Annotated in this window: 20 protein-coding genes and 1 pseudogene; 10 read left to right on the forward strand and 11 right to left on the reverse strand. The window is 60.3% G+C overall.

Features of this window, described 5'->3' with window-relative positions:
* Positions 1-50: 50 nt before the first annotated feature.
* From FFM81_RS28610 to FFM81_RS28645, 8 genes and pseudogenes are all read right to left on the reverse strand, one after another.
* Entirely contained in the window at positions 51-2045 is a 1995-nt protein-coding gene (locus tag FFM81_RS28610; RefSeq protein WP_138384650.1) for a polysaccharide biosynthesis protein, read from the reverse strand.
* Positions 2046-2167: 122 nt separating this feature from the next.
* Complete coding sequence (locus FFM81_RS28615) at positions 2168-2734, reverse strand: sugar transferase (protein WP_097537007.1); 567 nt, start codon at positions 2732-2734, stop codon at positions 2168-2170.
* A 289-nt stretch (positions 2735-3023) separates the two neighbouring features.
* Positions 3024-3640: pseudogene (gene repC, locus FFM81_RS28620) on the reverse strand (plasmid replication protein RepC); the annotation flags it as partial.
* A 69-nt stretch (positions 3641-3709) separates the two neighbouring features.
* Positions 3710-4768: a plasmid partitioning protein RepB gene (gene repB, locus FFM81_RS28625; RefSeq protein ID WP_138384649.1), complete on the reverse strand. Its 1059-nt coding sequence runs from the start codon at positions 4766-4768 to the stop codon at positions 3710-3712.
* A gap of 42 nt (positions 4769-4810) precedes the next feature.
* Positions 4811-6025 carry a plasmid partitioning protein RepA gene (gene repA, locus FFM81_RS28630; RefSeq protein WP_003571859.1) on the reverse strand — a complete coding sequence of 405 codons (1215 nt, stop codon included), beginning with the start codon at positions 6023-6025 and terminating at the stop codon, positions 4811-4813.
* 311 nt (positions 6026-6336) lie between these two features.
* Complete coding sequence (locus tag FFM81_RS28635; RefSeq protein WP_003571860.1) at positions 6337-6576, reverse strand: hypothetical protein; 240 nt, start codon at positions 6574-6576, stop codon at positions 6337-6339.
* A 130-nt stretch (positions 6577-6706) separates the two neighbouring features.
* The gene (locus FFM81_RS28640; RefSeq protein WP_025418069.1) at positions 6707-8656 is read right to left on the reverse strand and encodes an AfsR/SARP family transcriptional regulator; all 1950 of its coding nucleotides are present in this window, start codon (positions 8654-8656) and stop codon (positions 6707-6709) included.
* A 27-nt stretch (positions 8657-8683) separates the two neighbouring features.
* Entirely contained in the window at positions 8684-9142 is a 459-nt protein-coding gene (locus FFM81_RS28645) for a helix-turn-helix domain-containing protein (RefSeq protein ID WP_003571865.1), read from the reverse strand.
* A gap of 346 nt (positions 9143-9488) precedes the next feature.
* On the opposite strand from FFM81_RS28645, the gene FFM81_RS28650 reads away from it, so the two are divergent.
* The 5 genes from FFM81_RS28650 (at position 9489) to FFM81_RS28670 (ending at position 14354) form a co-directional block, all read left to right on the forward strand.
* A complete protein-coding gene (locus FFM81_RS28650) occupies positions 9489-10691 on the forward strand; it encodes an MFS transporter (protein WP_003571866.1) in 1203 nt (400 codons plus the stop codon).
* Between the two features lie 217 nt (positions 10692-10908).
* Complete coding sequence (msuE, locus tag FFM81_RS28655) at positions 10909-11469, forward strand: FMN reductase (protein ID WP_003571868.1); 561 nt, start codon at positions 10909-10911, stop codon at positions 11467-11469.
* A 241-nt stretch (positions 11470-11710) separates the two neighbouring features.
* Entirely contained in the window at positions 11711-12544 is an 834-nt protein-coding gene (locus FFM81_RS28660) for a MetQ/NlpA family lipoprotein (RefSeq protein ID WP_003571870.1), read from the forward strand.
* Between the two features lie 87 nt (positions 12545-12631).
* Complete coding sequence (locus FFM81_RS28665) at positions 12632-13720, forward strand: methionine ABC transporter ATP-binding protein (protein WP_025418067.1); 1089 nt, start codon at positions 12632-12634, stop codon at positions 13718-13720.
* A complete protein-coding gene (locus FFM81_RS28670; RefSeq protein ID WP_003571872.1) occupies positions 13701-14354 on the forward strand; it encodes a methionine ABC transporter permease in 654 nt (217 codons plus the stop codon). Before FFM81_RS28665 ends, FFM81_RS28670 begins: the two co-directional genes overlap by 20 nt.
* A 1-nt stretch (position 14355) precedes the next feature.
* Here the strand turns inward: FFM81_RS28670 and FFM81_RS28675 are convergent, their stop codons facing one another.
* Entirely contained in the window at positions 14356-15714 is a 1359-nt protein-coding gene (locus tag FFM81_RS28675) for an LLM class flavin-dependent oxidoreductase (RefSeq protein ID WP_138384648.1), read from the reverse strand.
* A gap of 96 nt (positions 15715-15810) precedes the next feature.
* Here FFM81_RS28675 and scpA point away from each other — a divergent pair, with 96 nt between their 5' ends.
* Positions 15811-17949, forward strand: coding sequence for a methylmalonyl-CoA mutase (gene scpA / locus FFM81_RS28680; RefSeq protein WP_138384647.1), 2139 nt, complete (start codon positions 15811-15813; stop codon positions 17947-17949).
* A gap of 59 nt (positions 17950-18008) precedes the next feature.
* Here scpA and FFM81_RS28685 read toward each other — a convergent pair whose 3' ends face one another.
* Complete coding sequence (locus FFM81_RS28685; protein ID WP_138384646.1) at positions 18009-19169, reverse strand: fumarylacetoacetate hydrolase family protein; 1161 nt, start codon at positions 19167-19169, stop codon at positions 18009-18011.
* 369 nt (positions 19170-19538) lie between these two features.
* Here FFM81_RS28685 and FFM81_RS28690 point away from each other — a divergent pair, with 369 nt between their 5' ends.
* The 3 genes from FFM81_RS28690 to FFM81_RS28700 are packed head-to-tail and all read left to right on the forward strand — an operon-like array spanning position 19539 to position 22067.
* Positions 19539-20549, forward strand: a complete 1011-nt coding sequence (locus tag FFM81_RS28690; RefSeq protein WP_003571878.1) for a Gfo/Idh/MocA family protein — start codon at positions 19539-19541, stop codon at positions 20547-20549.
* A 10-nt stretch (positions 20550-20559) separates the two neighbouring features.
* Positions 20560-21654: a Gfo/Idh/MocA family protein gene (locus FFM81_RS28695; RefSeq protein WP_138384645.1), complete on the forward strand. Its 1095-nt coding sequence runs from the start codon at positions 20560-20562 to the stop codon at positions 21652-21654.
* Between the two features lie 17 nt (positions 21655-21671).
* A complete protein-coding gene (locus FFM81_RS28700; protein ID WP_138384644.1) occupies positions 21672-22067 on the forward strand; it encodes a VOC family protein in 396 nt (131 codons plus the stop codon).
* Positions 22068-22083: 16 nt separating this feature from the next.
* Here the strand turns inward: FFM81_RS28700 and FFM81_RS28705 are convergent, their stop codons facing one another.
* The gene (locus FFM81_RS28705; protein ID WP_003571884.1) at positions 22084-23004 is read right to left on the reverse strand and encodes a helix-turn-helix domain-containing protein; all 921 of its coding nucleotides are present in this window, start codon (positions 23002-23004) and stop codon (positions 22084-22086) included.
* 86 nt (positions 23005-23090) lie between these two features.
* Between FFM81_RS28705 and FFM81_RS28710 the strand changes: the two genes are divergently transcribed.
* On the forward strand, positions 23091-24365 hold the full coding sequence (locus FFM81_RS28710; protein WP_003571886.1) for an ABC transporter substrate-binding protein: 1275 nt from the start codon (positions 23091-23093) through the stop codon (positions 24363-24365).
* Positions 24366-24423 lie beyond the last annotated feature (58 nt).

The raw sequence follows: 24423 nt of genomic DNA on the forward strand, positions 1-24423 counted from the left end.
GCGCTACAGGACGCAAGCCTGACGCAGGCGCGCTTTGACGTTTGCGCTTCTCAGGCGGCCGTATTGGTTTCGGCGCCGGTGAAAGCCAGATCCGAAACCTCACCCGTCGACGAATAGCCAGAAACGAGCTCGGCCAACGTCATACGTGCAGCAACCATGTCGTTCCGATCCAATGCCGCGTTGAGCGAGTTGAGCTTTTTCAAAAGCTCCGGCCAGAACAGGAAATCCTCACGCGCCTTCATGATCCGCGGATGTTCAGTTGTTTCCGGATTATCCCCGATCAGCAGTTCTTCATAAAGCTTCTCGCCAGGCCTGAGGCCGGTAACGGAAAGCTCGATATCCCCTTCCGGATTATCCTCGTCACGGACGGCCAATCCGGACAGCTCCACCATTTTGCGGGCGAGATCGGCAATGCGAACGGGTTCTCCCATATCGAGCAGGAAAACATCGCCGCCCTCACCCATCGCGCCTGCCTGGATGACCAACTGCGAGGCTTCCGAAATGGTCATGAAATAGCGGGTTATCTCACGATGTGTCAGCGTAACGGGGCCGCCTTCCTTGATCTGCTGCCTGAAAAGTGGCACGACGGATCCGGAGGAGCCGAGAACGTTTCCGAAGCGGACCATGGAAAAATTCGTCCGCATTCTGTCGGTCGTCGATTCTGCGGCGAGCGCCTGCAGAACCATCTCAGCCAGCCTCTTGCTGGCACCCATCACATTTGTAGGACGCACGGCCTTGTCCGTACTGATCAGCACGAAATTCGAGACGCCGTATTTCTGCGCCGCGCGAGCCGCAACAAGCGTACCCATGACGTTGTTCTTGATGCCCTCCACGGCATTATGCTCGACAAGCGGCACATGCTTGTAGGCGGCGGCATGATAGAGCGTCTGCGGTCGCCAGCTCCGGATGATATGCTCCATTCGATCCTGATCGCGGACGGAACAGAGGATCGGGACGATCTGCAGATCTTCATGCTCGTAGAGTTCGGCCAGCTTCCGCAATTCGGCATCGATATTATAGAGCGCAAACTCGTTCTGATCGAGCAGGATCAGGCTGGAAGGCGCGTTGCGCAGGATCTGTCGGCATAACTCGCCGCCGATCGAGCCACCGGCGCCGGTGACCATCACCACCTTGTTGCGCATTGCTTTGTCGAGCAATTCCTGCCGCGGCGCGACCGCTTCTCTTCCTAGCAGGTCTTCGATCTCCAGCTCACGAATGTCGGAAACAGTGACACGTCCCTGAGCAAGCGCCGTGAGATCCGGCAATGTGCGAACATTCACCCTGGCTTTGCGGATATGCTCCAGGATTTCGTTGCGACGCTGCCGGGATGCTGACGGAAGAGCAAGAAGCACATTGTGCACGCCAAGCGTTTCGGCCAGCTCCGGAAGATCCGAGGGCTCATAGATCGGCAAGCCACCCATGACGCCGCCCTTGAGGCGCGGATCATCATCCAGATAGCCGACGACATTGAGTTCGGCGCTGTTCGTCAGGGCGGCCGCCAGTTGCCGCCCGGCTTTGCCCGCCCCGTAGATCAGGACCTTCGCAAGCATATTCTTGTGAAGGATGCGCTGGTAGGCGTCGCCCAGCCAGTAGCGGATACCCAGCCGCGACAGCCCGATCCCGATCAAAAGCAGGAAAGGCTGGAGAATGCCGACGGTTCTCGGAACGCCTGGGACGCTGAGAGCCGTAAATATCGCCATGAAGGCGAGGCCGTAGATCGCAATCGCCTTTAAGACAGTGATGAAAGCGGCCAGATTGGCATAACGGAAGATCGCCCGATACATGCCCATGACGATGAAGATGGGAAGCGCCATGCACAGCGAAACGAAAACCGGCAACCACTGCACGCCGGTCAGCACCGTCCATTCATTCAGCCGGAAGCAATAGGCCAGCCAGATCGTCAGAACACAAAAGCTGGAATCCACCAGCAAAGCCAAAGCGCGTTTGGCAACCCGCGGCATCGCCAGCAAAGGGGCAACGAGCGCCTGCAATGGCACCAACAACCATCGTGAGCGCGATGTCTCAGAGGGAGAATTTTCAGGCATTGCTTACCAGCGTCTCGCAGATCAACAGACAACCACCTTCTTGTCGCTTTCTGCAATGAGCGCAACTGAAATAATCGGAAATCAAGGTCTTCCGCACCGCTTATCTATCAGAAGTAGGTAGCTTAATGCCGTATTCCCTTGCGGCGGATTACCTTCTCTGCGGTCAAAAACAGGATACGCATGTCGAAGCCGAACGAACGCCGCTCGAGATATTCGATGTCGAATTTCACCTTCTCCGGAACAGGCAACTCGTCGCGGCCGTTGATCTGCGCCCACCCGGTCAAACCGGGCAGGAGTTTGTCGACCCCATAAGCCGTTCGCAACTTTATCAGATCATCCTGATTGTAGAGTGCCGGCCGTGGGCCGACGAAACTCATCGTGCCCCCCAGAATGCACCAGAGCTGCGGCAGTTCGTCGAGGCTCGATTTACGCAGAAACGACCCGATGGGTGTCAAAAACCGATCCGGATTTTCGAGCAGATGCGTGGCGACTGTTGGCGTGTCGACGCGCATGCTGCGGAATTTCGGCATCAGGAAGATCCGGTTGAAACGGCCCACACGTCGTGACCAATAGAGGATCGGTCCCGGCGAGGTCAGGCGAACACAAAGAGCAACGATAAGGATCGGAACGAGCAGGATCACCGACGCAATCAAAGCCAGGAAAAAATCCACCGCCCGTTTCAAACCCATGTTCGCAGCTCTTCCTTGCTCACCGGCGGTTACCCGCTCTTGCGCTATCGCCTTGCCGTATCGTCAAAAAACGTTTCGCGTCAACTGCGAGACATCGTGATTCCTCCATGGCCGACCGGGTTGATGATTGATCGCCCGTCCAGCTTCGCGATATGCAACCGTCTAACCCCATGATCGAAAAGTAAGAATTTCCCAATCCGAAGCGATCTCCGCCTTCATTTCCGTCACATTCATTAACCATGATAGTTGCGTCGGACAGCGAAGCGCGAACCTTCATCCTGCTTCCCCTCGGCGAATTGGTGCGGGCAAGGGCCATCAACATCGGACCGATGCCAAATTCTCCTCTCTCGGCGGGCGTGTCAGATCGCGCAGATAACCGCCGGCCGAGTTGATATGCCCTGCCCTTTCGAGGACGCAAGCCATAACGGTGGCAGCATTTTCTGGTCCCATGATATTGCAGGCCTGTTCATAGGCCGAAGGGCTGACGCCGAGCATCGAACGAACAACCACAGCCGCCGCGATCAGATCGCGCCAGGTGCCGACCGACCCCTTGGGGTCCGTAGGCCGCAATCTCGGGGCAGGCCTGCAGCACCAACCCCAGCGGAAAGGATTTGAGCCCACCGCTGGCAGCGGCGACAGCGCGTGCCGCGGAGACATGCTCGTTCTTTCCTTCATCCTTCTGTATTTGGGCTATCGGTACGGCCCAACCTTCCGATCGATCATCCGAGGTGGCGCCCTGCTTCGGTTCGAAGCTTGGTTCAAGTTCAGAAATAGAATGTGGATTTGAATTCTGTACGCGGCGCTCAGCCTGTTTGGCATTGCCGCCTGGATTGTAAGTTTTAACCTGCATTTCCAACTGACGATCTCCTCGCGCAACAGATCCATCTCGTCGAGGGTGGCTGCGACCTAAGATTCGCGTCCCTGGGTGCCTAGATCAGAGAGGGCTTCCGCGACGGCAACGTTCGGGGGCCTTTTCTATTGCTTATTGATCTCCTTTTTCGTCAAATCTTGTGTCTTTTCGAACGCCTCGTAAAGACGATCGAGATTGCTGGCGATATAGGCTCCAAAGGCAGACGCCTTTTCCGCCTTCAACGCGATGGTGAATTGTTTTCCGTCATCCTTGATCTTCGCCCTGACCGCGCCGTCCTTGTGCTGCCAAGCGTGAGCCGCAGGCTGAAGCGGCACTGCGGCGGATGGCGCCGGTTGTTGCCTCCTGCTGATAAAGGCAGCCAGCATATCGAAGCGGGCATCCGGCTCCGCCGTTACGAACTCCGCCGACCTGCTGAACTCGATCGCCCGGGCAGAGAGGTCTTCTGTCTCGAATTTTACCGACAGATCGTGCCAGCGGTCGCGGCCGGTCGTCTTTGCCGCACCGATCGCGGCCAGGACCTCGGCTGGGATCCGCTTGGTGACGGACAGCATTTTGGAAACCGTCGTCTTGTCGGCGCTGAGCGCCGACATGATCGTTTCCCTGTCGAAACCCAAGCTGTCGAGCTTGTCGGCGAACATGGTCCTCTCGATGAAAGAGAGATCGGCGCGCGCCGAATTCTCCTGGCCCTGAGCGATGACATGGTCGCGATCGTCAAGTTTCTTGACGACGGCGCGGACAGGCCTGCCGAGTTCTTGGGCGGCCCGGGCGCGGCGGTGGCCGAACGCGATCTGGTACCGTCCGTCTTTGTCAGGATGCGGGCGGACGAGGATCGGCGAATCCTGGCCACGCAGGCGGATGGCCTCGACCAATTCGCGAAACTGTTCGTCGGGATGCGCCAGCCGGTCGGTCACGAACGAATCTTCGATCAGGGCAGGGTCGAGATCGATCACCGTCTCGCCGGTCGCCAGCTTCTCCTCGATCGCTTTGGCCGCGTCCGCCTTGGCAGCCAGAGCATCGATACTGCGCGTAACCGCGCCGAGAGCGCCAATCCCCTTATAGGTGATATGCTTCTCGTCCTTCTGAAGCGGGTCGTCCTCATTGTTTACCGCAGTAAACTTCTTGGAATCGTCCATCAGGCCGGAAAGGAGATTCTTACGTGCCATCGGTCCGCTCCTCGCCTCGGTTTACCGCAGTAAACTTCTCGGTCATTTTCGCCCCCAAGCCTTATGAATGAGATCGCCGATCTCATTGTTGACGGCATCCATCGCCTCCATGGCGCGGTCATAAGTCGCGCGGGTGAACTGCCTCCGCTCGACCTCGTAAAGCGTCTGATTGGTCATCGCAGCATCGGAGATCGCGACGCTGCGCAACATCGGATTGGTCAGCACATGGTTCTTGAACATCGAACGCATGAAAGCGACCATCTGCGTCTGCGGCCCGTCCTGCGGGTCGTAACGGGTCACGAGATAACGTAACCAGTCGAGGTTCATGTTGCCGCCGGCGCCTTTCAGCGTATTCAGCACTTCGCCAAGCATCTGAAGGAACTGGCACATCGACATGACATCGAGCATCTGCGGGTGCACGGTGATCAGAACGGCTGTTGCGCCGCAAATGGCGCTCATCGTCAAAAAGCCGAGCTGGGGAGGGCAGTCGATGATGACGACATCGTAATCGTCGGCGACCGAAGACAGCGCCTCGTCCAGGCGGGCGAAGAAGACGCGACCATAGTCGCCTGCCTTGCCCTGAGCAAGCACGCGCGGCGTATCATGCTCGAATTCCATCAGCTCAAGATTGCCCGGCACCAGATGCAGGTTCGGGAAATTCGTCGGCCGGATGATCTCGCTCAGCGGCCGCCGTTGATCGTCATAGCGGATGGCGGCGTAGAGCGTCTCATTCTCGTTGACGTCGAACTCAGGCTGAAAGCCGTGGATGGCCGAAAGGGACGCCTGTGGGTCGAGGTCGACGGCAAGCACACGGTGGCCGGTCAGGGCAAGGTGCTGGGCAAGGTGTGCTGCACTCGTGGTCTTGCCGCTGCCGCCCTTAAAATTGACGACGGCAACGACCTGCAGATGTTCGCTGCCTTGGCGGTGACGCATATAATGCGTTCCGGCGCGGGCATTGTGCTCCAGGAAGCTGCGCATCTCTTCCATCTGTTCGGCCGTATAGGACCGTCGACCCGACGGCGTGACCTGGGGAAGGGCGCCTTTGCCTTCCAGCGACAGGTTGCGAAGATAGCCGCTGGTCACGCCGAGAAACCGCGCCACTTCGGCCAGCTGAAACTCCCTGAGCCCTTTCAGCGCGCGCGGCGGAAACATTTCGAGCCGATGCTGCTTCAGCTTGTCGGATAGCTCCTGCGCCTGACCAATGATCAGTTGGTCGACATCAGAAATTGCTTTTTCTATCTGCGGTGCCATATTCATGGAAATCTCGAAAATGCGATTTAAAAGCCCTGCGAGCTTTGAAACTGCATTTATCGCCAATTCTGGAGGAGTGGCAAGGCAAATAGGGTTAACAAGACCCTACCGCTGAGTTGTCTAATCTTTTTCAACGGCTTGGACGTGGCGCCCTCTGGCGTTGCCCGCGCAGCAGCCGCCTGTTTACGGGCCGAATCGCCAGAGCAACACCTTCTCGGTATGATAGCCGTTTGGCACAAGCAGGCATCGAAATATGGATGCGTGCAGCTCTCCCCGGCAAGCCTGCAACGGCTGGTCAGCTGGATCGGGATGGCTGTTCAGTGTCGGGTGCCGAGCAGATTACCGTCCTGGACGCTTTCGTGAGAAATGGACACGCCGCTTCTGTCGAGGTCCTGCAGCAGGGCGCCAAGCGCAAGATCCAGGCAATAGGCGGAGAATTCGGCGTTCAGATCTTTGGCATTTTCTCGGGCATAGGCAACCAATCTGGCGAGCGATACCAGCTCCTTGAGCTCTTCGTCACTTTTCGGCGGGATCGTTGCTTCGGCTACGTCGTGCATCTGAAAATTCTCCGGCTTCCCGTGCCGGCGCATGCCGACAGAGCAAAGACAGCTTAATCCTCTTGAACGAAAGACGCGCGTGACACAGGCGTGACAGGATTTGCCGGCTGACACTTTTCGGTGCCTGACTTCAGAACCCCGCCCTGCGTAACGCCTCGCGATACTGTTCCTTCTGCCATTGCTCCTTGAAGGGGACGACGGAAAGCCATTTGTCGACATCGAAATCCGGATAGATCTCGCGCACCTTGCGCATATAGAGACGCGCGTTTTTCGTATCGCCCAGCATGGCCCAGCAGGCAGCCGAAAGCCGGTCGGCCGGTGTGCGGTCGTCCATTAGGGCAATCTGATCGAGCGCCTCGGCATAATGGCCGAGGGCAAAATTCGCACCGGCCGCCGTCCATAGATAGTCGGTTGGGCTCAGCGGATTGAGTGAGATGGCCCGCTCGATCTTGGCCAATGCATCGGCAGGGCGCGACGCATGGACGAGCGTATCGGCGTAACTCGCGATGCCGTCGGCATAATGCGGGCTCAGCTCTTCCGCGAGCTTCAACGCCAGGACGCTTTCATCAAGGTCCCCGAGATAAAGTTTTGCAACGCCGAGCTCACGAAAGCCGGCCGCAAATGACGGATCGGCGGCGATCGCCCGGTTCGCATAGTCCTCCGCAAGCCCGAGCAACTCGCTGTCGCCGCGTGCCGTCAGCAGCCACTCGACAAGAAACGTGCGCGACAATCCGCTGAGCGCAGGGGCAAAATGTGCGCTGTGTTGAAGCGCCTCGCGGAAAGCCTTTCGGGAGCGGCGTACATCGGGGAGGGCAAGCCGCTTCACATCCCGCAGACCGAGAAGGTAGCTGTGATAGGCGGCCGAATTGCCCTCGAAGGAATCGCGCATGGTTTCGTGCCGGCGGACCTGCCCGGCAAGCTCTCTGGCAATCTGCCGGGCGATGTCGCGCCGGTGGCTTATCAATTCGTATTTCTCGAGACTGAAACGCTCGGCCCAGATGACTTCATCGCTGCCGGCATAGACGAGCTGGACAAAGAGCGCACGGCTGCCCGCACGATCGGTCAGCCTCGTGTCGAGAACATAGGAAATAGAATGGCGCAGGATCAGCTGGGCCTTGTCGGTATCTTGTGCGATGCGAGCGGCCGTATGGGGCGCCACCACCGAAACCGTATTCAGCGCGCAAAGGCCGATGGTCACGTCCTCGATCAGCGCCTCGGAGAGCATCGGCAAGGCACCGGCCGCATCCGTCCCGGCCGGCGGCAGCAGCACAAGGCGGGGCAGGGGACCGGAAACCCGGGCGACGCCGTCGCTGAGCGGCACAGCAGCGCTCTGCGACGGTTGACCACCGGCAAAGATCTTGCGGACCTCTCGCAGCGCCTGCATGTCCAGGCCGATATCGAATGCGCTTTCCAGCTGATGCCTGCTCGTTTCGAAAAGTCGCCGCGCCTTCTCGAGCTCTCCTTCGGACTCGTAGGCATCGAGAAGGATACGACGAATGTTTTCGTCATCCGGTGCCTCGCGGAAAATCCTGAGCGCCGCCTCCTTGATCAGGCTGACATCCTCTCGCGACTGGGCCATCGGCAGCGCTATCTTCAACGCATCCACCAGAAATGCCATGTGCCGGTCGCGCTGGCCGGCGATCCACTGCCGTGTGCTGGCGCTTTGGTCGGCGAGCCCGGCCAGGAAATCCTGGCGAAGGGTGGCAACCAGCCGCCGCAGCCTCTCAACTGCGCCTTCGCCTTTCGAGTTGGCAAGTTCGAAGAGATCGCCGGAAAATGCATCCGGCCTGACGCGTACACCGGTCGCCGTGAAGGCTAGAAGCTCGGCGCCGAGTTCGGTCTGACGCGCCTGAATGCGCGATATGGTTTTGCGCAGGTTGGCCATGATGTCGGAATTATCATGGCTGTCCCACAAGAAGCGCGCCAGTGCCGAGCGCGGATATTCGCTCCCGGCCCCGTCCTGCAGATCACGATCCAGCAGATAACAAATCGCCAGCAGGCCTTTTTCCGGGAACGCCGCCGGTCGCCCGGCCGGGTCGATCAGCCGCAATTCACCAAATGACTCGAGCCTGAGCTTCATGCGGATAATGCCTGCCGATATGCCCGACTATTCTCCGAGCGGGAGGGGGCTTTCCGCGATGGGCGCGCCCAATGTTACACCACGGCTTTCCGCCTGCGCCATCGCATTCACCAGTGCGATGATCGTTCCGCGGACATTGCGGTCGGCGATCTTCAGAAAGGCGCGATTGAGCACCAATCCCTCTTTCGTACGCAGGAATTCGGCGACCGGATCGGTATTTGCGGGCAGATCCAGCCCTTGCAGCGTCAAAGGCTCGGAATTTTCCTGCTCAAAGAAGAAGCTCGGCGACGTGTGAAGCACTTCGGCGATTCGCTGCAGACGGCTGGCGCCGATGCGGTTGATGCCCTTCTCGTATTTCTGTACCTGCTGAAAGGTCACGCCGATTTGCTCGGCAAGACGTTCCTGGCTCATTCCGAGCAACTGCCGGCGCAGCCTTATGCGCGCTCCGACATAGCCGTCGATTGCATTCGGTGTCTTGACATTCATCGCGTGTTTCAGCCTCGATCGCATTTTCAATCGATCAAGCTGTAGTATCCCCCGCGTTGTTTTTCCATGCTTTGTTTTCATATAGCGTGTCGACATGCGATGATCGCGATTCACTGTGATATGAAAGCACGGAAAGATCGGCCGCGCAGAAATCCGTCGGCAAAGGGCAAATCGAACAAAAGCCGTACCGATCCTGATGAAACTGGGCTGTGATTGCCCCCCGGCTTGCGCTAAATGCATTTTAACGACCGTCGCTTGATCATCTTCCCCAGCCCGGTCGCCCGTAATCCAACGAACAAAAGCGACGCGGCACGGCAACCAACCGGGCCGTCCAGGAGGAATGTCCATGGCAACAGTTGCCGAGAGCGCGCCCCGTTTCGAAAAGACAACAATGTCTATCCTGGTGGCGGTCAGCTTCTGCCACATGCTGAACGACATCATGCAGTCGCTGCTCGCCTCGCTCTATCCGCTGTTCAAGGCGAACTACGATCTCGATTTCGTGCAGATCGGCCTTCTTACCATGACGTTCCAGGTCACCGCGTCGCTGCTGCAGCCGCTGGTCGGCATCGTCACCGACCGCTGGCCGATGCCCTATTCGCTGCCGGTCGGCATGGCGAGCACCTTTTGCGGCCTCATCCTGCTCGGCAATGCCGGCAGCTTCGCGCTGCTGCTTGTTGCCGCCAGCCTGATCGGTTTCGGCTCGGCCGTCTTCCATCCGGAATCCTCGCGCGTCGCCCGTCTTGCCTCCGGCGGCCGCCACGGTTTCGCGCAGTCGTTTTTCCAGGTCGGCGGCAATGCCGGCCAGGCGATCGGCCCGTTGCTCGCCGCATTTATCGTGCTGCCGCTCGGCCAGCACAGCGTCTCCTGGTTCGCCGCCATCGCCATGGTCGGCATGGGCGTGCTGAGCTGGGTCGGCAACTGGTATATTGGCCATCGGCGCCAGAATGCCAGCAAGCCTGCGGTGAGCCGGGCTCTGCCGCTGCCGCAGAACAGGGTGGTCTGGGCGCTCGCGATCCTCGTGCTGCTGACGGCGACGAAAAACGTCTACATGGCCAGCGTGTCGAGCTACTTCACCTTTTATGTCATCGACAAGTTTGCGCTCAGTGTCCAGCAGGCTCAGCTGATGCTCTTCCTCTTCCTCGGCTCGGTCGCCGTCGGCACTTTCCTCGGCGGGCCGATCGGCGATCGCTTCGGCGCCCGTTTCGTCATCTGGTTCTCGATCCTCGGCGTCATTCCTTTCGCGCTGCTGCTGCCCTATGCAAACCTTTTCTGGACGGGCGTGCTCAGCGTCGCCATCGGCCTGATTTTCGCTTCGGCTTTCTCGGCAATCGTCGTCTTCGCGCAGGAACTGGTGCCGGGTCGCGTCGGACTGATTGCCGGCGTCTTCTTCGGTTTTGCGTTCGGGGCTGGCGGGCTGGGTGCAGCACTGCTCGGCAGTTTCGCCGATACTCACGGCATCGACTTCGTTTACCGCATCTGCTCCTACCTGCCGCTTCTCGGTCTGCTGACGATCTTTCTGCCGCGCATTCCGAAGCAAAAACCTGCCTGAGGCGACATCGCGCTTCGACAAAGTATCGAGCCCCGAATATCATCATATTCCGGGCTCGATGTACGACGCGGTTTCGCAACGGGCGATCACCTGCAGATGAGAATGTATTTTTTCTCCTCATCATGGCGAAGAGAGATAGGCATTTCTTTAATCCACTATTTTTATAGATAATATCTGTCCAATAATCGGTCGCGGCACGATATTGGAAGGAAATGGCATGTCTGCTTACAAACTGGTCGGCTTGGCGGGTAGCTTCAACCGTCCCTCGAAGACCTTTACGCTGGTTGAAAACATCGCCGGCCTTGCCGGTGAAAAATACGGCTTCGACAACACCCTCTACGATCTGACCGATGTCGGTCCGTCGCTCGGCCAGGCGCTGCGCCGCGACGATCTCGACAGTCGCGCCAGGGAAGTCATCGAAGATATCGTCAATGCCGATCTGCTCGTCATCGGCGCACCGACCTACAAGGGCAGTTATCCCGGCCTGTTCAAACATCTGATCGATCTGATCGAGCCGCATGAGTTGCGCGCCAAGCCGATCATCATCACCGCAACCGGCGGCGGCGACCGGCATGCGCTGATGGTCGAGCATCAGCTGCGGCCGCTCTTCGGCTTCTTTATGTCACACACGCTGCCGACCGCCGTCTACGCATCCGATCGCGACTTCACCGATTTCCGTGTCGCATCCGAACCGCTTTCGAAGCGGATCGGTGAGGTCATCGCCGAGCTTTCGGCCTTCTTTCCCAGCCGCCATCAGGCCCTTATCGCTGCCGAGTAAAGCCACCGGCAACGACTTGGAACGGCGCCCTCGAGGCGCCGTTTCTCGTTTCGGACCACCCAGGACGGCGCTATAATCCATAAATTTGATGGAAATTTATCCTGCCGATATCGATGGCCGGGCAAGAGTTTTTCCAAGCCTTCCTCCACATCGGACATTCGTGCTTCGCCCCCGATGCGTGCATTTGCCATGATCCGCCAGCTCGGGGCGTTCGGCCTCATTCAGTCAGACGGGATATAAAATGACCAAGAACAAAGATCTTCACGGCTTCCACCTTTCGCGACGCGCGGCTCTTGCTGCCGTTTCCGCTGCTGCGCTCCTTGCTTTTGCAGCGCCCGCGCCTTCCTTTGCCGAGGACAAGTCGATCAAGGTCGGCATCATGGCCGGCGAGGAAGAGGACATCTGGCGCGTGGTGGCCAGCGAAGCCGCCAAGAAAGGCCTCAAGATCGAGACCGTTATCTTCAACGATTACACGCAGCCGAATGAAGCGCTGGAGCGCGGCGAGGTCGATGCCAATGCTTTCCAGCACCAACCCTATCTCGACAATCAGATCAAGCAGCACGGTTATCACATCACCCGCGTCGGCTATACCGGCGTCTGGCCGATCGGCCTCTATACCAAGAAGTACAAGTCGGTCGCCGAGATTCCGGAAGGTGCCGTCATCGGCGTACCGAACGATCCCTCGAACGAAGGCCGGGCGCTGCGCGTTCTTCAGAGCGAAGGCCTGATCAAGCTGAAGGACGGCACCGGCATTCTCGCAACCGTCGCCGACGTCACCGGCAATCCGAAGAAGATCGAGATCAAGGAGCTCGATGCCGGCATCGTCGGCCGGTCGATCGACGATCTGGATGCCGGGGTCGTCAACACGGACTGGGCGCTGAAGAGCGGCCTTTCTCCGGCCGAACGCATTGCCCAGGAGCCGATCGCCGACAATCCGTATCGCAACTTCATCGCCGTCAAGGACGACAATAAGGATGCCGACTGGGTCAAGACGCTCGTGTCTTCCTATCAGAACGACACCGTCAAGGCCGAGTTCGACAAGGTCTACAAGGGGACCGGTCTCAGCGCCTATTGATCCGAAACAGGGCCGGGGTTAAGGCCTGCCGAGAGGCGGCCCGGGCGTTTTTGCCCGGGCCGCCTTCAGTATTGTAAGGAAAAGCACATGAATTCCTTTGTTTCCGCCACAGCGATCGAGGCACAGCCGCAAGCAGCGGCGGTCGAAGAGGTGGTGAGGCTGACCGACGTGAAACGGTGGTTCGCAACCACGGCCGCCCTCGACGGTATTTCGCTGACGGTGAGGAGAGGCGAGATTCTCGGCATCATCGGCCGCAGCGGTGCCGGCAAATCGACCCTGATCCGCTGCCTGAACGGCCTGGAGCGCGCCGACAGCGGCGAGATCCTGATCGAAGGCCGCGACATCACAGCGCTGGGCGAACAGGAATTGCAGCCGCTGCGCCGCCGCATCGGCATGATCTTCCAGCATTTCAACCTGCTTTCCGCCAAGACCGTCGAGGAAAATGTCGCGCTGCCGCTGAAGATCGAGGGCGTCGCCAGGAACGAGCGCTTGAAGCGGGCGCATGAGCTGCTCGATCTCGTCGGCCTTGCCGACAAGGCGAAAGCCTATCCGGCATCGCTGTCCGGCGGTCAGAAGCAGCGCGTCGGCATCGCTCGCGCGCTCGCGGCACGCCCGGCGCTGCTGCTGTCCGACGAAGCGACGTCGGCGCTCGATCCTGAGACGACGCGGTCGATCCTGGCATTGCTCAAGGACATCAACCGCAAGCTCGGGCTAACCATTCTGCTGATCACGCATGAGATGGAGGTGGTGCGCGGCATTGCCGATCGCGTCGCGGTTATCGATGCCGGGCGGATCGTCGAGGAGGGGGAGGTCTGGTCGGTCTTTGCCGATCCCGAGCAAACCATCACCCGGAGCCTGCTCGGCGGCATCCGCCCGCAACTCCCCGATCATATCGCCTCCCGGCTGTCGGCGACGGCGGGCAGCGAGGCGATCCTCAGTGTCGATCTCGCCGGACCGCAGGCGCAGGGCGCCCTGTTTACCGAACTCTCGGCGGCGCTGCCGCATTCCTTCCGCCTCGTCCATGGCGGCATCGACCACATCCAGAACCAGCCGGTGGCGCGGTTCTTCATCGCCGTTCCCGCGCGCGATCTCGCGCTGGCCGGAAAGGTCGAACAATTTCTGACGGCCCGGTCCGCCCGGGTGGAGGTGCTGGGTTATGACACCGATCATGCTTGAACTGCTTATCCGCTCGCTGTGGGAGACGATCCTGATGACCGTCGCCTCGGGCGTGATCTCGCTCGTTGCCGGCCTGCCGCTCGGTCTTGCCCTTGTTGTCACGGCGCGCGGCGGCATTGCTGAAAATCTCTGGATCAACCGCGGGCTCGGCGCCGTCATCAACGGCTTCCGCTCGGTACCTTTCATCATCCTGCTGGTGGCGCTGATCCCACTGACCCGGCTGATCGTTGGCACGGCGCTCGGCACCTGGGCAGCCATCGTGCCGCTCGCCATCGCCGCCACGCCCTATTACGCCCGCATCGCCGAAGTATCGCTGCGCGAAGTCGACCGCGGGCTGATCGATGCGGTGCGCGCCATGGGCGGCAACCGCTGGACGATCATCCGCGAGGTGCTGGTGCCTGAAGCGCTGCCCGGCATCGTCGCCGGTTTCACGGTCACGCTGGTGACGTTGATCGGCGCTTCGGCCATGGCCGGCGCGATCGGCGCCGGTGGCCTTGGCGATCTCGCTATCCGCTATGGCTATCAGCGTTTCGAAACCAATGTGATGGTCGCGGTGGTGGCCGTCCTCATCGTCCTCGTCTGCGGCATTCAGTGGTTTGGCGACCGGCTCGTCGCCAGGCTGGACCGGAGATAGGTCAGCGGCGGAAGAGCGCGGCGGGATGAGCGGCGGGCAATCTGCCGTTGCCGCCGCCGAAAAGCTTCTGCCGCAACGGCCCTTGCGCATAGTCCGCCTTGAAGACGCCGCGCTCCTGCAGCACCGGCACCACCAATTCGACGAAATCACGCAGGCTCTCCGGCGCCACCGTCCGTGCCAGGTTGAAACCGTCGATGTCGCCTTCTCCGATCCATGTCTGGAGACGATCGGCAATCTGCTCCGGCGCGCCCACCATCGGCTTCATCCGGCTGCCGAGGATCATCTGGTCGACGATCTCTCGCTTCGTCACCGGCTTTGCCGCCTGCTTGGTGATTGCCGCAAGCGCCGATTGATTGGCGTTGGTCGAGCTCCGGTCGATGACGTCATCCAATTCGTACTTCGAAAAGTCGATACCAACGGAGGCGGAGTAATGCGCAAGCGAGGCCTCGACGCTCGCATGGCGGCGATAATCCTCCAACTTCTCCTGCGCTTGTTTTTCCGTCTGCCCGACGACAACGGTGATCAGGTTGAGAACCTTCACGGCGTCGGCGCCACGGCCGAATGCCGCCGCCTTCGCCCGCAACGCATCGACGGTCGGCCGGGCTGCTCCGGGGTTCGGGCTGGCGATAAAGACACATTCGGCGTGGCGGGCGGCGAAATCCTGCCCACGGGCCGAAGCGCCAGCCTGGAAGAGCAGGGGCGTACGCTGCGGCGAGGGCTCGGCAAGATGGATGCCCTCCATGCGGTAATATTTGCCGTCGTGACTGACGGCGCGCACTTTCGACGGATCGGCATAGATACCGGCCGCTTTGTCGCGCAGAACCGCATCGTCATCCCAACTGCCCTCCCAGAGCTTGTAGAGGATCTCGAGATATTCCTCGGCTGCGTCATAACGCGCATCATGCTCCGGCAGCGTGTCGAAACCCATGCTGCGAGCAGCACTATCGAGATAACCGGTGACGATGTTCCAGCCGATTCGCCCCCTGGTCAGATGATCGAGCGTCGACATGCGCCGCGCCAGCAAAAAGGGCGGCTCGTAGGTGGTGTTGACGGTGACGCCGAAACCCAGATGTTTCGTGACATAGGCCATCGCCGAAATCGGGATCAACGGATCGTTGACGGGGATCTGCGCCGCCGTCTCGATCACCGGCGCCGGGCTGCCTTTATAAACGTCATAGACGCCGACGATATCGGCCAGGAAGATACCATCCAGCTTGCCGCGTTCGGCGGTCCTGGCGAATTCCGTCCAGTAATCGAGATCGGTATAGCGCACCGACCGGTCGCGCGGATGTGTCCATAGGCCGTGGTTGATATGCCCGACGCAATTCATGTCGAAGGCATAGATCTGCATTGTCTTCATGAGACGAGTCCTGAGCCGGGAATAAAAATCAAGGACCTGTATCGCACGGCGATCCTGTGAAATGGTAGGGTGCGGATGAAAAAGCCGGAGGAAGGCATGACGAAAAAGACGCTATCGGATTGGGCGGAACTGGCGCAAAAGGAGTTGCGCGCCGCGCCCGAAACGCTGACCTGGCAAACCCCGGAAGGCATTGGCGTCAAGCCGCTCTATACGGCCGAGGATCTCGAAGGCGCCGAACACCTGGGTTCGCTTCCCGGTTTTTCGCCTTTCACTCGCGGCCCGCGCGCCACGATGTATGCCGGCCGGCCCTGGACGATCCGCCAATATGCCGGCTTCTCGACGGCGGAAGCGTCGAACGCCTTTTACCGCCGCAACCTCGCCGCCGGCCAGAAGGGCCTGTCGGTCGCCTTCGATCTTGCCACCCATCGCGGTTATGACAGCGACCACCCCCGCGTCGAAGGCGATGTCGGCAAGGCGGGTGTGGCGATCGACAGCGTCGAAGACATGAAGATCCTATTCGACGGCATTCCGCTCGGCGACATGTCGGTGTCGATGACGATGAACGGTGCCGTCATCCCGATTCTCGCCTCCTTCATCGTCGCCGGCGAAGAGCAAGGCGTTTCGAAGGCCGATCTGTCGGGGACAATCCAGAACGACATCCTCAAGGAGTTCATGGTCCGCAACACCTATATCTATCCGCCGGAATCCTCGATGCGGATCGTTGCCGACATCATCGAATATACCGCGAAGGAGATGCCGAAATTCAACTCGATCTCGATCTCCGGCTACCACATGCAGGAAGCCGGCGCGACGTTGGTGCAGGAACTTGCCTTCACGCTGGCCGACGGCCGCGAATATGTCAGGGCGGCAATCGCCAAGGGCCTCAATGTCGACGATTTCGCCGGAAGGCTGTCCTTCTTCTTCGCGATCGGCATGAACTTCTTTATGGAGGCGGCGAAACTGCGCGCCGCCCGGCTGCTCTGGACGAAGATCATGGAGGAGTTCGAGCCGAAAAAGTCATCCTCGCTGATGTTGCGCACCCATTGCCAGACCTCCGGCGTCTCGCTGCAGGAACAGGATCCATATAACAACATCATCCGCACTGCCTTCGAGGCGATGTCGGCCGTGCTCGGCGGCACGCAGTCGCTGCACACCAATTCCTTCGACGAGGCGATCGCGCTGCCGACGGAATTTTCCGCCCGCATCGCCCGCAACACCCAGCTGATCCTGAGCCATGAAACCGGCGTCACCAAGGTGGTCGATCCGCTGGCCGGCTCCTATTACGTCGAGAGCCTGACGAAGGAGCTTGCCGACAAGGCCTGGAGGCTGATCGAGGAGGTGGAGGCGCTCGGCGGCATGACGAAAGCTGTTAGAGAGGGACTGCCGAAACGGCTGATCGAGGAGGCCGCCGCCCGTCGCCAGGCCGCCGTCGACAAGGGCGAGGAGGTCATCGTCGGCGTCAACCGCTACAGGCTCGACACCGAACAGCCGATCGACATTCTGGAGATCGACAACAGCGCAGTGCGCACCGCGCAGATCAAACGCATCGAAGAAACCAAGCGCCGCCGCGACGGCAACGCTGTGCGCGAGACACTGGCCGCCCTGGCCGAGACCGCACGCAGCGGCCGTGGCAACCTGCTGGAAGCCGCTATCGAAGCGGCGCGGGCGCGCGCCACCGTCGGCGAAATATCGGACGCGATGCGCGAGGCCTTCGGCGATCACACTGCTACGCCTGAGGTCATCACGGGTATCTATGGCGAGGCCTATGACAACGAGCCGGAACTCGCCGTCCTCAAGGAGCGCATGACGGAGGTCACGGAAGCGATGGGGCGCCGGCCGAAAATCATGGTCGCCAAGCTCGGTCAGGATGGGCACGACCGGGGCGCCAAGGTGATTGCCTCGGCTTTCGGCGATATCGGCTTCGATGTGCTCGCCGGTCCGCTGTTCCAGACGCCTGACGAGGCTGTCGAGATGGCGCTTGGTCAAAAGGTCAACGTCGTCGGCGTCTCGTCACTGGCGGCAGGTCACAGAACGCTGCTGCCGCAGCTGATCGACAGGCTGAGGGAAAAGGGCGGTGAGGATATCATCGTCGTCTGCGGCGGCGTCATCCCGCGGCAGGACTATGAATTCCTGCACGAACATGGCGTTGCAGCCGTGTTCGGTCCGGGCACGAACGTGCTGGAAGCGGCAAACTCCGTCCTTGACCTGCTGCAGGGCAGGCGGCGAAATCAATAGCTCCTGGCGTTTGCGTAAATTCCGGACGCAAAACCGCTGCGCACTTTTGCGGGAATTGCTTAGAGCAACCCACGCTTTGCAAGGTTGCTCATCAGCGCCGAAATGCCAAAGGTCCAAGGCGGGCATTCGGTCGAGAGCCGCACCGTATTGATGAGCGTGCCGAGGCCGGCCGAGGAAATTTGGACGACATCGCCGATCTTGTGGGTGAAACCCTGCTTCGGAGCGCCTCGATCCTGGGTCGGTGCAAACAACGTGCCGAGAAACAGCATGAAGCCATCGGGGTACTGATGATGGGCGCCCACCGTCTGTATGACCAGATCGGTCGGGTCGCGGCTGATCTGCGACATCGAACTCTTGCCGTGCATCACAAAGCCATCCTGCCCGGTTACCTTGAGATCGAGTTCGGCCTTGCGCACATCACCCAGGCCGTAACCGGCATCGAACAGGCGAATGAAGGGGCCGATCGAGCAGGAGGCGTTGTTGTCCTTGGCCTTGCCGAGCAGCAGTGCCGAGCGGCCTTCGACGTCGCGCAGATTGACGTCGTTGCCGAGCGTCGCCCCCTTGATCTCGCCACGGCTGTTGACGGCGAGCACGATTTCCGGCTCCGGATTGTTCCAGGTCGAGATCGGATGCAGACCGACATCCGCACCCCAGCCGACCGAGGAGAGCACCGGAGCTTTGGTGAAGACCTCGGCATCGGGACCGATGCCGACTTCGAGATATTGCGACCACATGCCCTCGTCGATCAGCGCCTGCTTGACCTTGGCGGCTTCGGGCGAACCGGCCTTGAGATTGGTGAGGCTGCCGCCGATCAGCGTGCTGACGCGCTCGCGGATTGCTGCGGCGCGATCCGGATTGCCGGCGGCCTTCTCCTCGATGACACGCTCGATCATCGACTGGGCGAAGGTGACGCCGCAGGCCTTGACCGCTTGCAGGTCGGCAGGCGCAAGCAGATAGGCGCGCGCCTCATCCGGCGCTCCCGTGCTATTGGCGGCGATTTCCTCCAGCGGGCCGATTAACTTGCCGCTTGCAGCGCGGACGAAGCCGGCGGCATCCTCTCTCTCGAGCAGGGCGCTTAGTGTCGGCGCCTCGCACGAGGTCATATCGACCAGTAAGCCATCCCGAAGCGTTACGACACTCGGCCCGGCAACCTCGGGATTCCAGACGCGGCCGACAAAAAGACCACCCGAAGCGGCGGCATCGAGAAGGGGATAAGTCATGGTGATCTTCCGTCACAGCGGGCCGGGAGCGCTCTTGAAAATTTTCGGGGTCGTCGCCGCCCTCCGGCCCGGCGGCGGTTGAAATCGATCACATTCATTGAGATCGGGCAAGAGACGCTAGGGAAAAAGACTTTCGCCCGGTCGAATCGAAAGGCGCCTTTTCGGCAGAATTCGAAACCCCGGAATGGTCGCAAAATAACTATTTAGATACAAAATTATCATTATATTTCATATATTTAATTTGCCATTCGGACGATTTCACTCCCAATCTTGCCTTGACAGGCGCCAGCTTTCGTTATCTGTTTTGCTCCGACATGGAGGATGCCGGCCTAGCCGGTGCTCAAAAAATCCCGGGAGGATAGTGCAGCGATGTTGAGATTTGCCGTCGTCGGAATCGACCATGGGCATACGTTCGATCACGTGAAGGGATTGCTTGCCTCGGGCGGCGAATTTGTCGGCTATTGCCCGCAGACCTCCGTGCCGGCATTGCGGGAGGCCTTCGAGAAGACCTATCCCGATGCCCCGCAGATCGATCGGGAGAAACTGTTCGACGATCCGTCGATCGACGTCATCTGCATTGCCGCGATCCCGCGTGACCGCGCCGGGCTTGCCATCCGCGCAATGAAGGCGGGCAAGGATGTCATGACCGATAAGCCCGGCGTGACGACCTTTGCCCAGCTCGAAGAGGTCAAGCGCACCGTTGCCGAAACTGGCAAAATCTTCTCGATCTGCTTTTCCGAGCGTCACTGCGTGCGCTCCGCGGTCAAAGCCGGCAAGCTGGTAAAGGAAGGCGCGATCGGCAAGGTGATCCAGACGCTCGGCGTCGGCCCGCACCGGCTGCAGCTGCCGACCCGGCCGGACTGGTTCTTCGATCCGGAAGCCTTCGGCGGCATCATCGTCGACATCGCCTCGCATCAGGTCGATCAGTTCCTGTTCTATACCGGTTCGATCACAGGCGAGGTCATCGCCAGTTCGATCGGCAATTTCGGCATGCCCGACAAACCCGCCTTCCAGGATTTCGGCGAGGTGCTGCTGCGTTCCGACAAGGCGGCGGGTTATATCAGAGTCGACTGGTTCACCCCGGAAGCGCTGCCGACCTGGGGTGACGGACGCCTGACCATCCTCGGCACCGAGGGCTATATCGAGCTGCGCAAATATATCGATATCGCCGGCCGGCCGGGCAAGGATCACCTCTTCCTCGTCAACGGCAAGGAAATGACCCATATCGATTGCAGCGATGAAAAGCTCGACTATTTCGATGCTTTCACCGCCGACGTCGCAAACCGCACACAGACGGCGATGACGCAGGATCACGTTTTCGAAGTTTGCCGCCTTTCGCTCGAAGCCCAGACGAAAGCCGCGCGCATCGGCGCTCGCTGAGGAGGATATCATGACCAGGAAATTGCGCGTCGGCGTCATCGGCGCAGGCATTGCCGCGCGGCATCTGGCCGGCTTCGGCTGGAACAAGGATCTTTTCGAGGTTCCCGTGCTCTGCTCGCTCGATGAGGAGCGCGGCAGGGCGCTGTGCCAGGAATATGGCATTGCCGAATATACGCAGGATACGGATTCGCTGTTTGCCCGCGACGATCTCGACATCATCGACATATCGACGCCGCCGAGCTCGCATTTCGAATTGTGCCGCAAGGGCATCGAATCCGGCAAACATGTGATCTGCGAAAAGCCGCTTTTCGGCTCGATTGCCGAGGTCGATGAAATGGGCCGCATCCTCGCCCGCTTTCCCGGCAGGAAGCTGATGCCGATCTTCCAGTATCGTTATGGCTCCGGCCTTCAGAAGTTGAAACTTCTGATCGAGCAGGGCCTCGCCGGCAAGCCCTTCCTGACGACGATCGAGACCCATTGGTGGCGCGGGCCGGATTATTACGCTGTGCCGTGGCGCGGCAAATGGGCGAGCGAACTCGGCGGCGGCCTTCTCGGGCATGCCATACACGCCCATGACATGCTGAATTATGTGCATGGTCCCTGCGCCGAGGTGTTTTCCTATGGCGCGACGCTGGTCAATCCGATCGAGGTGGAGGATACGGCGGCCCTTTCGGTGAAGATGCAGAACGGGTCGCTGGCGACGCTGTCGATGACGCTCGGCTCGCGCCAGGAAATTTCGCGGCTGCGCTTCTGCTTCAGCGATCTCGTCGCCGAAAGCATCATCGAGCCCTATACGATGGGCCGCGATCCCTGGGTCTTCACCGCGGGGACGGAGGAGCATCAGGCGAAAATCGACGCGGCGCTCGCCGCCTATGTGCCCGGCGAGGACGGCTATACCCGTCAGTTCGAGCTTTTCCATAAGGCGATCGTCGAGGACAAGGAGCCGCCGGTGACGCTGCAGGATGCCCGCAATTCGCTGGAACTGGTAACGGCCGCTTATTTCTCGCAGCGCACCGGACGGCCGACGCCGATGCCGATCGCCGCCGATCATCCGCTCTATCGCTCCTGGCTTCCGGAGGAACAGCGACGCGCGGCTGCCGGCTGAGCAGGGAAGGGCGCCCCATGCTGAAATCCTTCGAGCATGTCGGCATGACGGTCAGCGATATGGGCCGCACGGTCGATTTCTACTGCGGTCTGCTCGGCCTCAGCCTGCATTTACGCAAGGTCATGGCCGACGGCGGAGAGATCGCCTTTCTCGACGCCGGTGGCGGCATGCTTGAAATCGTCGCACCGGCGACCGGCGCGGCAAGGGCGGTCGATGTACCGGAGGGTACGGCCGGCCTTCGCCATCTAACCTTCCTGTTCGACAGTGTCGATGAGACTTTCGCCCGGCTGGAAAAGGCCGGCGTCGAGATCAAGGAGCGGCCGCGACTGGCAATCAACGCCGAGGTCCTGCACAAGGTCGCCTTCCTGCGCGATCCCGATGGCATTCAGATCGAGCTCGCCGAAAAACGGTGAACCGGAAGATCCACAGCTAATTCCGGAAGGCGCCGGCGGGGATCGTCGTCACCAGCCTTATATCGCGGCGGAAGTCCGACGGCGACATGCCGGCGATGTGGCGGAAGGATTTGTTGAAGGCGCTGATCGAGCCGAAGCCGCTGTCCATCGCCACCTGCAGCACATTGGCGCCTTCGCTCATCAGCATCGCCTGGGCGCGCGATAGCCTGAGCAGCGTCACATATTTGCTGAGCGTCATGCCGGTCGATCGCTTGAACAGGTTCATCGCATATTTCGGATGCAGGTCGGCGGCGCGGGCAATATCGACCGAATCGATGTCCTGCAGGAAATTGGCGGCGATGAAATCGCACATGCGCGCGACGCTGCGGGAGGAATTCGGATGCGGCTGATCGCCTTCCAGGCTGACGGCCGTCTTCGACGTCGTCATCGAATAGGGTTCGAGCGCGATGCGCTCGATGCGCAGCAGCAACTCGTCGACCGCGTGCTGGGCCTTGGCGGCATCGCCAGACTTGGAATAGCGAGACCAGCGGGCGAAGTTCTCGTTGTCGGCGGCATCGGTTGCCGAGGTCAGCAGCGTCTCGCCCTTCATCAGCCGGCTGGAAACGCTGATCGGCAGACGCAGTCGGAAGAAATAGATGAGCGGCAGATGGGCGCCGGCATAGAGCGAATCATCCGAGGATTCATCCATTTGATGCGGCTGCCCACCCCAGAACAGGCACATTTCCCCGGCGTTCAGTCGGAATTCGTGGTCACTCATCCGATAGTGAACAGTGCCACGCATGACGTAGTTGACCTCGACCTGCGCATGCCAGTGCGGCATGGCCATGACGAGCGGATGGGCATGAAACATCTGCAGCGCCGTCGGCGAACCCTCGATACTGCTTGCGCCGGGCTGATAGATTGCACTCGTGCCGACCTTACTTTCCGCCAAGTCCATGTTCCCTTTTTAGGAGACACCCGCTCCCTTGCAGATAGTCTAACCGCGTTCGTGAAAGATCGGCAATTGAAAAGGGAGGATTTTCAATGCGCTTCAAACTTCTCGCTGCGACCGCAGCGATCGCACTGCTCGCTACCGGCTCTGCATTCGCTGAGTCGGCCAATCTCACCATCTGGAGCTGGAATGTCGCCGCCTCGGCGTTGAAGTCCACGCTTCCGGGCTTCAACAAACAGTTTCCCGATATCAAGGTCACCGTCGAGGACCTTGGAAACAGCCAGGTGTTCGACAAGACGCTCGCTGCCTGCGCTGCCGGCGGCGACGGCCTGCCCGATATCGTCAGCATCGAGAATTTCGAGGCTGAAATCTTCTGGAGCCGTTTCCCGGATTGCTTCGCCAATCTGAAGGAACTCGGCTACACCGCCGATATCCAGTCGAAGTTCCCCGACTTCAAGCGCACCGAGCTCGAGGTCGGCGATGTCGCCTACGCCATGCCATGGGATTCCGGTCCCGTCGCCGTCTTCTACCGCCGCGACATGTATGAAAAGGCCGGCGTCGATCCGAGCACGATCAGCACCTGGGACGATTTCATCGCCGCCGGCAAGAAGATTTCCGCCGCCAATCCCGGCACCGTCATGGCCCAGGCCGACTTCAACGGCGACAGCGAATGGTTCCGCATGATCGCCAATGAACAGGGCTGCGGCTATTTCTCGACCGATGGCCAGAACATCACCATCAACCAGCCCGCCTGCGTCGCCTCGCTGCAGAAAGTGAAGGAGATGAAGGATGCTGGCACGCTGACGGCGGCCAACTGGGATGAAAAAATCCAGGCCAACACCGCCGGCAAGGCGGCAAGCCAGCTCTATGGCGGCTGGTATGAAGGCACCGTGCGCTCGACCTCGCCTGATCTCAAGGGCAAGTGGGGCGTCTACAGAATGCCGAGCCTGACGGCCGATGGCCCGCATGCCGCCAATCTCGGCGGTTCGTCGCTCGCCATTTCGGCAACCTCCGCAAACAAGGAAGCCGCCTGGAAATTCGTCAACTACGCCCTTGGCACGAACGAGGGTCAGGTCACCATGCTGAAGGAATTCGGCCTGGTGCCGTCGCTGCTCTCTGCCGAGAAAGATCCCTTCGTCAGCGAGCCGCAGGCCTATTGGGGCGGCCAGAAGGTCTGGGCCGATATCCTGGCGACGTTGCCGAAAATCGTGCCGAGCCGCGGCACCGCCTTCCAGAGCGATGCAGAAGGCATCTTCAGGGCAACGCAGGCGAAATTCTTCGCAGGCGGCTATCCCGATGCGAAGACGGCACTCGACGATGCCGCCAAGCAGATCGCTGCGGCAACCGGACTTCCGATCGCGCAATGAATGACGATGCCGGGCGCTTCAGGCGCCCGGCTTTCTGCCTGCCGTAGGGCGGGCGGGT

Origin of the sequence: Rhizobium hidalgonense, from assembly GCF_005862185.2 — a bacterium.
Taxonomy (GTDB): domain Bacteria; phylum Pseudomonadota; class Alphaproteobacteria; order Rhizobiales; family Rhizobiaceae; genus Rhizobium; species Rhizobium hidalgonense.